Origin of the sequence: Nonlabens sp. Ci31 (genome assembly GCF_012974865.1) — a bacterium.
Classification (GTDB): Bacteria; Bacteroidota; Bacteroidia; order Flavobacteriales; family Flavobacteriaceae; genus Nonlabens.
Genome location: NZ_CP043633.1, coordinates 2,354,767 through 2,368,367, shown reverse-complemented (window position 1 = coordinate 2,368,367; position 13,601 = coordinate 2,354,767). Strand labels below are relative to the sequence as shown.

The 13,601-nt window shown below is 36.8% G+C and carries 14 protein-coding genes; 13 read left to right on the top strand and 1 reads right to left on the bottom strand.

Features of this window, described 5'->3' with window-relative positions; translation table 11 throughout:
* Positions 1–31 precede the first annotated feature (31 nt).
* From F0365_RS10470 to F0365_RS10430, 9 genes are all read left to right on the top strand, one after another.
* Positions 32–403, top strand: coding sequence for a rhodanese-like domain-containing protein (locus F0365_RS10470; protein WP_240961605.1), 372 nt, complete (start codon positions 32–34; stop codon positions 401–403).
* A gap of 38 nt (positions 404–441) precedes the next feature.
* Entirely contained in the window at positions 442–696 is a 255-nt protein-coding gene (locus F0365_RS10465) for a DUF202 domain-containing protein (RefSeq protein ID WP_169933637.1), read from the top strand.
* Between the two features lie 18 nt (positions 697–714).
* Entirely contained in the window at positions 715–1,734 is a 1,020-nt protein-coding gene (locus tag F0365_RS10460) for a DUF3365 domain-containing protein (RefSeq protein WP_240961604.1), read from the top strand.
* 153 nt (positions 1,735–1,887) lie between these two features.
* Positions 1,888–2,577, top strand: a complete 690-nt coding sequence (locus tag F0365_RS10455; protein WP_169933636.1) for an aspartate/glutamate racemase family protein — start codon at positions 1,888–1,890, stop codon at positions 2,575–2,577.
* 285 nt (positions 2,578–2,862) lie between these two features.
* Positions 2,863–3,126 (top strand): methyltransferase, encoded by a 264-nt coding sequence (locus F0365_RS16810; protein ID WP_206071275.1) that lies wholly within the window; start codon positions 2,863–2,865, stop codon positions 3,124–3,126.
* Positions 3,127–3,370: 244 nt separating this feature from the next.
* Positions 3,371–4,036: a peroxiredoxin gene (locus F0365_RS10445; protein ID WP_169933634.1), complete on the top strand. Its 666-nt coding sequence runs from the start codon at positions 3,371–3,373 to the stop codon at positions 4,034–4,036.
* A gap of 55 nt (positions 4,037–4,091) precedes the next feature.
* The gene (locus F0365_RS10440; RefSeq protein ID WP_169933633.1) at positions 4,092–5,420 is read left to right on the top strand and encodes an MBL fold metallo-hydrolase; all 1,329 of its coding nucleotides are present in this window, start codon (positions 4,092–4,094) and stop codon (positions 5,418–5,420) included.
* A 6-nt stretch (positions 5,421–5,426) separates the two neighbouring features.
* A complete protein-coding gene (locus F0365_RS10435) occupies positions 5,427–5,900 on the top strand; it encodes a Dps family protein (protein ID WP_169933632.1) in 474 nt (157 codons plus the stop codon).
* Between the two features lie 217 nt (positions 5,901–6,117).
* Positions 6,118–6,255 (top strand): hypothetical protein, encoded by a 138-nt coding sequence (locus tag F0365_RS10430; protein WP_169933631.1) that lies wholly within the window; start codon positions 6,118–6,120, stop codon positions 6,253–6,255.
* Between the two features lie 65 nt (positions 6,256–6,320).
* Here the strand turns inward: F0365_RS10430 and F0365_RS10425 are convergent, their stop codons facing one another.
* Positions 6,321–7,319: a metal-dependent hydrolase gene (locus tag F0365_RS10425; protein ID WP_169933630.1), complete on the bottom strand. Its 999-nt coding sequence runs from the start codon at positions 7,317–7,319 to the stop codon at positions 6,321–6,323.
* A 137-nt stretch (positions 7,320–7,456) separates the two neighbouring features.
* Between F0365_RS10425 and F0365_RS10420 the strand changes: the two genes are divergently transcribed.
* The 4 genes from F0365_RS10420 (at position 7,457) to F0365_RS10405 (ending at position 13,593) form a co-directional block, all read left to right on the top strand.
* Positions 7,457–8,767, top strand: coding sequence for a TolC family protein (locus F0365_RS10420; protein WP_169933629.1), 1,311 nt, complete (start codon positions 7,457–7,459; stop codon positions 8,765–8,767).
* A 57-nt stretch (positions 8,768–8,824) separates the two neighbouring features.
* Positions 8,825–9,901, top strand: a complete 1,077-nt coding sequence (locus tag F0365_RS10415) for an efflux RND transporter periplasmic adaptor subunit (protein WP_169933628.1) — start codon at positions 8,825–8,827, stop codon at positions 9,899–9,901.
* A gap of 135 nt (positions 9,902–10,036) precedes the next feature.
* Complete coding sequence (locus tag F0365_RS10410) at positions 10,037–13,231, top strand: efflux RND transporter permease subunit (protein ID WP_169933627.1); 3,195 nt, start codon at positions 10,037–10,039, stop codon at positions 13,229–13,231.
* 56 nt (positions 13,232–13,287) lie between these two features.
* The gene (locus tag F0365_RS10405; protein WP_169933626.1) at positions 13,288–13,593 is read left to right on the top strand and encodes a hypothetical protein; all 306 of its coding nucleotides are present in this window, start codon (positions 13,288–13,290) and stop codon (positions 13,591–13,593) included.
* Positions 13,594–13,601 lie beyond the last annotated feature (8 nt).

Genomic DNA, 13,601 nt, shown 5'->3' with positions numbered 1-13,601 from the left:
TTGCTTACTTAATTTTTTTAAAAACAATCCTATGTCTATAACTAAAACGCTAGTAATTATGTCTTTTTTAAGCAGCCTTTTTGGCGCAACAGCTCAAGATACCAGTGCTATTAAGATACTTTCTACCACCGAATTTAAACAAGGTATTTCTAAAGATAGTGTTCAACTGGTAGATGTTAGAACTGCCCTTGAATTTCAAAGCGGTCATATCAAAGGAGCTTTAAATATTGACTTTTTAAAATCTAACCAATTTTTAGAAGACGTCCATAAATTGGATAAAGAAATCCCTATATACCTGTATTGCCGTTCTGGAGGTCGCAGCAATAAAGCAGCTCGACAACTAATAAGTCTTGGATTCAAAGAAATCTATGATTTACAAGGTGGATACCTAGGCTGGAAATAAAGGTATGAAGTTGTGCCTCATAAAAAACGAAATAAGTTATGGAAAAGTCAGACCTATCTCTTACAGATAAATTAGCTATTGATAGAACAAATCTAGCTAACGAACGTACATTTCTAGCCTATTTCAGAACGTTTATAGTATTCTTAAGTTCTGGTTTTGCTATTATTAAACTAGATATTTTAACAGATATCAGATGGGTAGGTTTTATGCTTATCAGTATAGCTCCTCTATTATTTTTAATAGGATTGTTTAGGTTTCTATATGTAAAAAAAGGAATTAATAAATATTATTAATTACATCAATTCTAAAACATGAAAATAAACCAGCCTACCATTCTAATGCTTATGATTTTATTAATATCACTAAGCATAAGCAGCTGTAAAGAGCTAGAAAAAGCGGAGTATACTAACCCCGATAAAGTAAAACAGAAAACAACTAACTATACCTCTGACCAACATCCCGGTAAAAAACTGATGGTGAACAAGTGCTATGTATGTCACCATCCTACTACTGAAAACAAAGGCCGTATTGCACCACCTATGGTAGCAGTAAAGTCACATTACATGACTAGTGATATTACCAAAGAAGCCTTTGCTAACGCCATGTGGAATTTTGTGGAAAAACCTTCTAAGGAAAAGTCTAAGATGCGAGGTGCGATACGTCGTTTTAACTTAATGCCCTATCGACCTTTTGTAGAAGAAGAAATCAGACAAATTGCCGACTATATTTACGATTTTAAAATCGATGAACCCGAATGGTTCCAAGAGCATATAGAAGAAGAAAGTAACGGCAAAATGCCATACCGCAATGATGGAAAAGAGGTGAAAAGTACCGCTTCTGATTTAGAAAACACACCTGCTGAACGCGGACTTGAATATGCATTAAACACTAAGAAAGAACTAGGCAAAAACTTGATGGGAACTATCCAAAAGAAAGGTGTTAAAGAAGCCGTATCCTTTTGTAATAAACAAGCCTATCCTATTACAGACAGTATGGCGACCGCGCAAAATGCAACCATAAAAAGAGTGAGCGATCAACCTAGAAATTCTATAAATCAAGCCAATTCAAGAGAATTGGAGATCATAGATAAATTTAAAAAAGCGGTAGCCCTTAATGATACCTACCAGCCTGTAACTGAAGTAAAAAATGGGCGTTCTCATTTTTACTATCCTATTATGACAAACTCGCTGTGTCTACAATGTCATGGCACAACTAGTAAAGATATACAGCCTGAAGTGCTTGCAAGTATTTCCCTATTGTATCCAGAAGATAAAGCCTTGGGTTATGATGTTAACGAAGTACGCGGCATATGGAGTATTAGCTTTGAATAGCATTAAAATAAAGCATCAACTCCTAATGTTTTACACCATAGGCCTCGTTTACAATATTCAATCACAAAATAAGAAACCGCATTATATCAGTTAGGAACTATTAAATACTATAAATGACTTCCATAAAAAGAGGCTTCTAAAAACTACTTTACGATGAAAACATTAGGAATGATTGGCGGAACATCTTGGCATTCAACTATTGAATACTATCGACTAATTAATGAATTAGTAGGTGAGAAAATTGGAACCCAAGGCAATCCACCACTAATTATACATAGTATAAATATTGAGTTAATGCGGAAACAGAATAAGGATGAGATCAATGCTAAATACCTCGATGTATCTCTAAAACTAGAACAGGCTGGAGCAGAAGCCATTATTATTTGTGCAAATACGCCTCATATGGTTTATGATTTTGTACAGCCACAAATTAACATCCCTATTTTACACATTGCAAATGCAACTGGTAAAGAAGCTAAAAGAAAAGGCTTAAAAAAGCTTGGATTATTAGGAAATAAACCTACTATGACAGGAGATTTCATCTCTAGTGTCTTAAGGTCTAATTATGATATAGAGACTATCATTCCTGAGTCCGATTACATTGTGCCAGCTCACAATTATGTATCTAAAGAGTTGACAAAAGGTCTCTTCACGAGCGAGGCAAAACAATTCTTTATGGATCAAATAGATTTGTTGGTAAAGCGAGGAGCTCAAGGAATTATTCTGGGATGTACAGAGCTACCACTTTTATTAAAACAAAAAGAGGTAAAGATCCCTGCGCTCGCTACAACCAATTTACATGCTCAAATGGCTGTGGATTTTGTTATCGACGGTACACATTAGAAAGATTGATTTACTTTCTTCACCATGCGGTTAGCTATCAACCTAACACTATATTAAAATAGCTCTTTAAGATATAAATCTCTAGAAGCAAATAAGTAATAAAAGGGGGCGATTACTAAACTAAAGTTCCATATTTAAAGCTGATCTAGAAGACGAAACTATTAATTTTCCCTCCTGTTTCAAACATATATGTATGACATTAGATTCTAAAGATTACATACTAGTTGGTTGACAAGCTGCTCTTTTATAGCATATCTATGTAATGTGCAACTTATTGAAATAAATATGCCAAAATATTTAAAAACACAAGGATTATTTATTTCTATTTTAGGCATCTCCATATTAATACTTTCAATGCTACAACTTAATAAAAACCTATCAGCGTTCCCAACGCCTAAGTCAAAAAGTCAACTCATTCAAAGCGGACTTTATAAACACATAACCCCTCCTGTTTACACAGGCATTCTATTAGCTTGTAGTGGTTATGCTTTATACAGCTATTATACGTTTAAAATACTCGTAACACTATTGTTGTCAGTGCTTTTATAAATAAGTCCCGCTTTTAAAGAGAAAAAGTGGAGTGCTAAGTTTCACGATTATAAAAACTATACAAAAACTACAGGCAAGTTCTTTCCCAAACTTTTGTGAAATAGATCTATTTATGACTGATTAGGCTTTCGCGAAAGCATCTATGTTGTTTTTTAGAACTTTGTTTTGTAACCTATGTTACTGTAAAAACCATTAATATAGCTTAAATTTATATCGTAAAATATTTCAATAAGTAAATACTATTATGGATAACTTGAATTTATTACCGGAACAACCTATTTCAATGCCAAGAATTGGAGATAAAGCTCCAAATTTTGAAGCCGTTACAACTAAGGGGGATATTAAAATGTCTGATTTTGCAAAAGACAAATGGATAGTTATGTTTTCACATCCAGCAGATTTCACTCCTGTTTGTACTACTGAAATGAGCGGATTTGCCATCAGAAAACCTGAGTTTGATGCTTTAAATACCGAGCTTTTGGGATTGAGCATAGACAGTATTCACGCACATTTAGGTTGGGTACAAAATGTAAGGGAGACTACAGGAGTTTATTTTGACTTCCCTATTATCGCAGATATTGATATGAAAGTATCAAAACTATATGGGATGTTACAGCCTAATGAAAGTGAAACAGCTGCGGTAAGAGCCGTTTTCTTTATAGACCCTGCAAAGAAAATACGTTTAATTATGTATTACCCATTGAATGTAGGCCGCAATATGGATGAAATACTTCGTGCGTTAGATGCTTTACAAATGTCGGATAAACACAAAGTATCAATGCCGTTAGACTGGAAAAGAGGCGATAAAGTAATTTGTCCACCACCAAAATCTCTTGATGCATTAAACGAGAGACTTGCAGATGATTCTGTAGAAAAAATCACTTGGTATCTCGCTAAAAAAGATCTCTAAAGAAATAAGGGCTTTATGTGGCAGCACTAAAGCACTTAATTAAATACTTGAAATTATGATAATAAAACAATTTGAATATAAGCCTTTAGCTCATTATTCCTACGTGATCGTAAATAATGGAGAAATGGCAATTATTGATCCAGAACGTGATCCTAGTCAGTATTACGCTTTCGCGAAAGCGAATAACGCAACAATCATAGCGGTAATAGAAACTCATCCACATGCAGACTTTGTCAGCTCACACCTACAGATTCACAAAGAAACTAGCGCAACTATCTATAACAGCAAAAAATTAGGCGCAGATTACCCTCATAAATCCTTTGACGATGGCGATAGTATAAAAATTGGAGATGTAATGCTAAGTGCTATCAATACACCAGGACACTCTCCAGATAGTATAACAATTGTTGCAACTAAAGATGATGAAACGGCCCTATTTACTGGAGACACTTTATTTATAGGTGATGTGGGACGTCCAGATTTACGTGAAAAAGCTGGTAATATGAAAGCTAAACGCGAAGAGCTTGCAGAAATGATGTATGACAGCCTTTCCACAAAGTTTAATTATTTACCAGATCATGCTTTAGTATATCCAGCACACGGCGCAGGTTCACTTTGTGGCAAGAGTATGAGTGATGCCGCTAGTAGTACTCTAGGAGATGAACGTAAAAGCAATTGGGCGTTTAAGAAACAGTCCAAGCAGAAGTTTATGGATACCATTCTTGATGGACAACCTTTTATACCTTCCTATTTTGGATTTGATGTAGATATCAATAAAGCTGGAGCAGAAAATCTAAAGCCGGCTATTGATAGAGTTCCGTTTAAAAGAGATACAACGGCGACTGGTTTAATTGTAGACATAAGAGATGAAGCTTTATTTAAAAAAGGTCATCTGTCAGGTAGTATCAATATACAAGCGGTTTCAGAAAATGCAAAGTTTGAGACCTGGCTAGGCGCAATCGTGGAGCCAGAAGAAGAGTTTACTTTGGTAATCGATAAAGAAGAGCGTAAAGACTACATACTCCAAAGAATTGCTAAAATCGGGTATGAAAAGCAATTAAAAGAAATCATTACGCTCCAAAAAGAAAACCTAATGGAAACTGACGTATTAGATTTAAAAGATTTCAAGAAAAATCCTGATAACTACACCATAATTGATATTCGCAATCTAAGTGAAGTTGATGAGGAAAAATTCTTTGAAAATGCAACATCACATCCATTAAACGAATTGAGACAAAGTGGAGTTCATATTCCAAGGAATAAGCCTGTAGTGGTTCATTGCCTCGGTGGTTATAGAAGTGCCGCGGGAAGTAGTATTTTATCAAGAATTTTAAAAGACACCACTGTGTTTGATTTAAGTGAAAGTATTAACGATTTTAAATAAATAATTATGAAGAACACAAACAACATAGGTTTAGATGTAAAAGCATCGCAAGCTACCGCTACAGAGTTAAATGATTTACTCTCCAACTATCAATTGCTCTATATGAACCTAAGAGGATTTCATTGGAACATAAAAGGGAAAAAGTTCTTTGAATTACATCTTAAATTTGAAGAGCTTTATAATGACGCATTAATAAAAGTAGATGAAATTGCTGAGCGTGTTCTCACTCTAAGTACAACTCCTCTGCACACCTATAATCAATACCTCAAGATCTCTGAAATAAAATCTGCAGAGAATGTGACTGATGGTGAAATAGCTATTAACAGCATTCTAGAATCGTTAAAGATTTTACTTCATAAAGAAAGAACCATTTTATCTATAGCTGCAGACGCTAATGATGAAGGTACTGTTGCGCTAATGAGTGATTATATTGTGCAGCAAGAAAAACTTGTGTGGATGCTGTCTGCATACCAGAATTAGAATGCTCCAAAAAAATAGTTGTTAAAAAAGCCCTTTTGCTATTTGCAAAAGGGCTTTTTAGTTTCTGCTTAAAATGCATACAGGGCAAATACAGAGAGGTTCCTGCCTGGATCATTAATGAGAACTCTTGTAAAATTTTCTTGATTGACAAAAGAGAAATTTAAGTGGCTGTTATAAGTGGTGTCAAACTACAGTAAACAGTAAAAAAACAAAAATCATGACTCAAAGAATTTCAAAATACCAGCGATTTAAAATGATGAATCCTATCATTCCGTTTTTTAAACTCATCTACCTCAGCATCAAGACTATGCTCGTGGTAGCTGATGGACACGGAGGTACTGATAGGGTAAAGTAAAGTGGTTGTAATTCCGCTTTCGCGAAAGCGGAACTTATAAAACAAATGTGATTCTTAGCAGCTTTCTAATTCCCTTTCACACGCGTCCACAATTCCACCAGTAACTTTTTAGCGTCACTAGTGTCTTTTTCGACCTCTGTAAAATATACGTTTCCAGTAGTATCCACGTCTATTTTGTATTGAAATACAAAGTTTTGGGAATTTGGCGCCATGCTTAAAAGTCCAAATCGCAAATCGTTAAAGTAGAGCTGGTCCTTCTTTTTAGTGATCGTGTACCAGTTCTCTGAAATAGCAATCATGCGTTGTACAGCTTCTTTTTCAACAAGATCACCTAGTAACTCGTGGTTCTTAGGATAACTTTCAAAAGTGATAGGTTGTGTGTCAAAAAACGAATAATTACTCCATAAAAAAGTTTTTTCAGTTTCTACATTTGCGCTCCACAGTACCGTATTTAAAGGAGCTGGTCTGGTATCGATTTTTAAATAATCAATATGTTGATTATTTAAAGCAGCCTCAAATTGCGAAAAGGCACTCCATTTTAAAAAGAAGGTAAAGAGTAAATACAAAGAACTTACTATAAGTCCCGTTTTATTATAAAAAGATCTTTTTTTAGAGCTTCGTTTTTGTCTTAACGCCAAAATTAAAAACGCTAAAAATGGAAGTGTATAGAGCGGGTCGATAACAAAAATGGTCTTAAAAGCCAGCCTCAAATCAAACGGCCAAAACAATTGTGTTCCCCAAGTTGTATGCGCATCTAATATAGGATGCGTGACAAATGCCCAAAAAAACAACCACGACCAAGCTTTAAAATCTTTATAGGTTTCATAACGAGAAACCAACCAACCTAGAACAGGCGCAAAAAGCAGCGAAAACACAATAGAATGTGTGAATCCGCGATGAATAGAAAGAGCGGTTACCGTATCTGTAAAGTAAGAAGCAGCTACATCTAAGTCCGGTATAGTTCCAGCAATAGCTCCATAGAGCATCGCCTTGTTCCCTACTTTTTTTCCTAAAACAGCCTCACCAACAGCCGCTCCTAATACTATTTGAGTTAATGAATCCATAGAACCGGTAAATTTAAGTCATGTACTTCAAACAAATGTCATGAAGTTGGGATTGGACTATTTTTTTTAGCGCTGTGTGACTTAGGTCACATAAAACTTTAATTAAGCAGGCTACTTTTGTCTATCAATTTATAACAATGAAGAAAATTCTAGTTTTTATAATAGTTAGTTTTGCAGCTTTACCACAAGTATTTGCACAACAAACCGTCTTGATTTCTAAAGAAGAAGTCGCGATAAAGGTCATTGAAAACAACAGCTCTATTAAAATTTCACAACAGGAATTTATGGAGGCAAAAGCTGATTTTAATCAGACCAACTCGGTGTTTCTACCCAATATAACCGCCAGCCATACGGGTATTATAACGACCAATCCGTTGATGGCATTTGGATCTAAATTAAATCAAGGGGTTTTAACACAAAATGATTTTAATCCAGACTTGCTAAACAACCCTGACCGTGTTCAAAACTTTGCTACTGTTATACAAGTGCAGCAGCCATTGATGAATCTAGACGGCTTGTATCAACGTAAAGCAGCACGAGCCTCTATGGATGCCATGTCTTTAAAAAGGCAACGTACAGAGGAGTACTTCTCTTTTGAAGTGGAGAAAGCGTACATGCAATTACAATTAGCTTATAAAGGAGTCGCTGTATTAGAAAAAACAGAAAAAGCCGCAAGAGCCAATTTAAAACTAGCTCAAAACAGATTTAAACAAGGTTATTTACAACGTGCTGACGTACTTAACGTAGAGGTGCGTGTTACAGAAGTACAAAACCAGCTACAAACCTCGCAAAGCAATGTTCAAAATGCCTCTAACTACCTATCGTTTTTAATGAACGATGAAAGTTATGTCGTCTATAAGCCTAGCGATAGTCTTGCTGTACAGAGCATTACGGTTAAAGAAAATGACTTCTCAGAAAACAGATCAGATATCAGAGCGATGCAACTGGCTACAAATGCTTACGAAGCCGCAAACAAAGCCGATAAAATGGCTTTTCTACCCAGATTGAACGCCTTTGGATCTTACGAATTATATGATGACAACCTCTTTCAAGCTAGTGCCAATGGTTATGTAGTAGGTGCACAATTGAGTTGGGACCTATTTAAAGGATCGCAGCGCATAGGCCAAGCTCAAAAAAGTAAAGCCACTCTTGAGAAATCAAAACTGGAATACGAGCAATATGTATCACAAAGCAAACTCGAACTCAACAAAGCGCTGCGCATGCTTACCGATGCCGGGAACAAATTAAAACTATCAGAATTAGCTTTAGAACAGTCTCAAGAATCATTGCGCATACGTACCAACAGATTTAAAGAAGGTCTCGAGAAAGCTTCCGACTTATTGAGTGCCGAAACACAATTTGCTCAAAAACAGATGGAATACTATCAAACCATTTTTGAGTTTAATTATGCCCAAGCTTACCTCCATTTTTTAACTAAAACAGCATAATAGCAATCAACGATCCCATTAACCATGTCGATACTCCATATCCATAAAATAAAAAGAATGAAAAACATATATATCATAAGCACTATTCTTATTGCTTTACTTGCCACAAGCTGTGGAGACAAAGAGCCATCAACTGTAGAAGACCTCTCTGAAGCAATTCCTGTTAGCGTACAAGCGGTTACAGATAATACCAACAGTTCTTTTCTATCGGTAAGCGGTAAAGTACAAGCCGTAAACAGTGCACAATTAAGCACACGTATGATGGGTTATGTCAACAGTGTTGCTGCAAATGTAGGTGATCAAGTGACTGAAGGACAATTATTGATTTCCATAAACAACACTGATTTACAAGCCAAAAGAGCCCAAATAAATGCCGGCATTACAGAAGCTACTGTCGCCTTTAACAATGCACAAAAAGACTACAATCGCTTTAAAAACTTGTTTGCAGAGAATAGCGCATCACAAAAAGAACTGGATGATATGACGGCCAATTTTAATATGGCAAAAGCACGGTTGGAAAGTGCCAAGCAAATGAAAAATGAAATCAATGCACAATTTGCTTATACCAACATAACAGCACCTTTTAGCGGTGTGATTACCAGTAAGAATGTGAAAAAAGGCGGTATGGCAAATCCAGGACAACCGCTTATTTCCATAGAAGCTCCAGGCCATTTTGAAGTGATGGCACTAGTTCCAGAGACCGAAATATCACAAATCCAAGCCGATACAAAAGTGAATGTAATGGTCAGCTCTATCGATGAAACGCTTGCTGGCACTGTGAAAGAAGTGAGTACTTCTGCTCAGCAAACTGGCGGACAGTACTTAGTAAAAATTGCATTAGACAAAACAGAGGTACCCATACTATCAGGAATGTTTGCTACAGTAGCTTTCCCTGTAGAGAGAAAGGCCACAAACAACAGTATTTTGATACCTACATCTGCACTGATTACAAACGGACAACTCTCTGGTGTTTACACGGTAAGCGAGAGCAATACAGCCCTGTTACGATGGTTGCGATTGGGTAAAAATATAGGTGATCAGGTAGAGGTTCTATCTGGACTAAATGTAGATGAGAGCTTTATTCTCACTGCCAAAGGCAAGCTTTTCAACGGGGCAAAAGTGTCCATTCAATAACAAAATGCTGCGTTAAGGATAGCAGTGAATATCCTTTTTGTGATTGTTTTCGCTTTCGCGAAAAGTGCCAAAAAAAGATAGACATATCTCGATAGAAATCGGGAAGCCTTTTAAAACGCTCAAAAAATATACCTAATGAAAGAAGGATTAGCCGGCAAAATTGCCAAAGTCTTTATGAATTCAAAGCTGACAGTGCTTTTAATGATCGTATTTATGGTCGTAGGTGTGTACAGCTCGTTTTTAATACCGAGAGAAGAAGAGCCTCAAATAGACGTCCCAATGGCCGATATTTTTGTTGGATACCCTGGAGCCAGCCCTACCGAGGTAGAATCCCGTGTTATCAAACCTTTGGAACAACTCATTTCAAACATCAAAGGAGTGGAATATGTCTATTCTACTTCGATGAAAGAACAAGGAATGGTGATTGTACAGTTTTATGTTGGAGAAGATATTGAACGCAGTTTTGTAAAGCTCTATAACGAGATCAACAAACATATGGATCAGATGCCAGAAGGTGTGACCATGCCGCTGGTCAAAACACGTGCCATAGATGATGTCCCCATGTTGGGACTAACTTTGTGGAGTGAAAATTATAACGGTTTTCAATTGGGACAGATGGCTCAAGAACTAAAAGCAGAAATTGAAAAAGTAAACGACGTTGCCATTACACATAAAATAGGGGGTAGTGAACGCCAGTTGCGTGTAGTCCTAGACAAAAACAAACTAGCTGCCAGCGGCCTGGATTTTATGTCGGTTTCTAAAATGATCAAGGCAAATAATGCCCAGTTAAACTCCGGTACTTTTGATAGAAATGATACGGAATTTACTGTCAACACAGGTAAATTTCTTTCGAGTGTAACCGATGTGGAAAACCTCGTGATCGGTGTGCAACAAAATCAACCGATTTATTTAAAACAAGTAGCTCAAATTATAGACGGTCCTCAAGTACCACAGAGTTATGTGAGTTTAGGTTTTGGTCAAGGAAGTGATAAAAAAACGGATTATCTATCGGAATATCCTGCGGTGACTTTATCTGTTGCAAAACGCAAAGGTGCTGATGCAATGAAAATTGCAGATATTATTATTGATAGAGTAGCGCATTTACGCAAGACTCTTATACCTGATGATGTTCACGTAGAAATCACAAGAAATTATGGTGAAACGGCTTCTCAAAAAGTATCTGAATTACTCTTGCACCTCATCGGGTCTATCTTTGCCGTAACATTTGTAGTGATGCTTGCTATGGGCTGGCGTGGTGGATTAGTAGTGTTTTTATCAGTACCTATCACCTTTGCACTGACTTTACTAAGTTATTACGCGCTGGATTATACGTTGAACAGGATCACACTTTTTGCGTTAGTTTTTGTGACGGGTATTGTGGTGGATGACTCCATCATTATTGCAGAGAATATGCACCGGCATTTTAAAATGAAACGCTTACCCTTCAAGGATGCTGCACTATATGCCATTAACGAAGTTGGAAACCCTACCATACTCGCCACATTTACGGTGATAGCATCAGTATTACCTATGGCTTTCGTATCTGGACTTATGGGACCCTATATGGCTCCTATGCCTATAGGGGCTTCTATTGCTATGATATTATCACTCTTTGTAGCCTTGACCATCACCCCTTATTTGGGATATATTTTCTTAAGAGAAAAAGAGAAAAAAGGAGCTGTTAAAAAAGCAGAGAAACCACTAGAAGAAACTTTGATTTACAGGTTGTATGCTAAATTTCAAGGTCCCTTGATGGAAAGTCGCTCCAAGCGCTGGCTGTTCTTAGGTGGTACCTTCGTGATTCTACTAGCTACTATGGGCTTATTTTTTACGAATTCTGTTGCGGTAAAAATGCTTCCATTTGATAACAAAAACGAGTTTCAAGTAATCATTGATATGCCTGAAGGAACCACTCTAGAGCGCACTGGTGTCGTTACTCAAGAAATTGCTCAATACTTATCCACAAGACCTGAAGTAGTCAACTACCAAAACTATATAGGAACCTCTGCTCCTATTACATTTAACGGATTGGTACGTCACTATGATTTACGTGGCGGTAGTAATATGGCAGACATTCAAGTCAACTTGATTGATAAAGGGAAGCGCGATGCACAAAGCCATGACATAGCAAGCCTGTTCCGACCAGACATTAAAAAGATTGCGGCTAAGTATAATGCAAATGTCAAGCTGGTAGAAGTTCCACCCGGACCACCGGTATTATCAACTATTGTTGCTGAGATCTATGGACCTGACTACGAGGGACAAATGGCAGTAGCTAAAGAAGTTAAAAACATCCTGAAAAACACAGATGATGTGGTAGATATAGACTGGATGGTTGAAGACGACCAAATAGAATATCAATTCACTATTAACAAAGAAAAAGCAATGTTATATGGAGTAGCTCCACAACAAATTGCTCAGACTATGAATTTAGCTTTATCTAACCGTCCTATCACATCGCTCTATGATGAAGATGCGGTGCAACAAATAGGAATTGTCCTGGCACTTGACGAAAAAGAAAAGTCCACCATACAAGATATTTCACAATTACGAGTGACATCAAATCAAGGTAATATGATACCGATTGCTGATTTGGTCGATATTACAAAAACCACAAGTGCTAAAAGTATCTATCGTAAGAATCAAAAGCGAGTGGTCTATGTAATGGCCGATATGGCCGGCGAACTTGAGAGCCCTGCCTATGCTATTTTAGGGATGGAAGAAAAGTTAAAAACCATACCCATGCCAGAAGGTTATGAACTTAATGAAATGTACTTAGGACAACCTGACTTTGAAGATGACTACACCGTAAAATGGGATGGTGAATGGCAAATCACGCTAGAAGTATTTAGAGATTTAGGTATTGCCTTCTTGGGCGCTATCATTTTGATTTATATTTTAATTGTAGGGTGGTTTCAGAATTTTAAAGCCCCTATTGTTATGATGGTAGCCATACCATTATCCTTAATAGGTATTATTTTAGGTCACTGGTTGATGGGAGCTTTCTTTACCGCCACCTCTTTTATTGGAATGATTGCTCTGGCAGGAATTATGGTCAGGAACTCGGTGTTGCTTATTGACTTTATCAATTTACGAACTGACGATGGCGTGCCTTTAAAACAAGCCGCTATTGAAGCTGGAGCTGTGCGTACGACACCTATTTTATTAACAGCTGGAACAGTGGTTATTGGAGCTTTTGTCATATTATTTGACCCTATTTTCCAAGGACTGGCCATATCCTTAATGGGTGGAACCATTGTTTCTACAGTGCTTACTTTATTGGTCGTACCACTGGTATATTACATGATAGAAAAGAAAAATTATAAATAACCATTTGCAAAGTCGCGCTTTCCGACTGCGCTGGAACTACCAAATCAGATAAAACGATGAAATTAGTAATAGTCACAACAGCAGAAGAGTTTCAAAATAAGGTATTGAAACTCTTTAAAAACGCACAGATAGAAAACGTGAGTACTTCAGACATTGACGGTTATAAAAATATAGCGACTTTGTTGAGTGCCTCTAACTGGTTTTCTGGTTCAGGTTCTGGAACAGAGTCTTGTCTATTTTTCTCTTTTACAGATGAGGAGCATATCGATATTTTGTTTCGGTTAATAGAAGAGTTTAATACAACATTAGAAACGAACAACCCTGTTAAGGCAGTGGTCGTTCCTATAGATAGATTTATATAAATAATAAA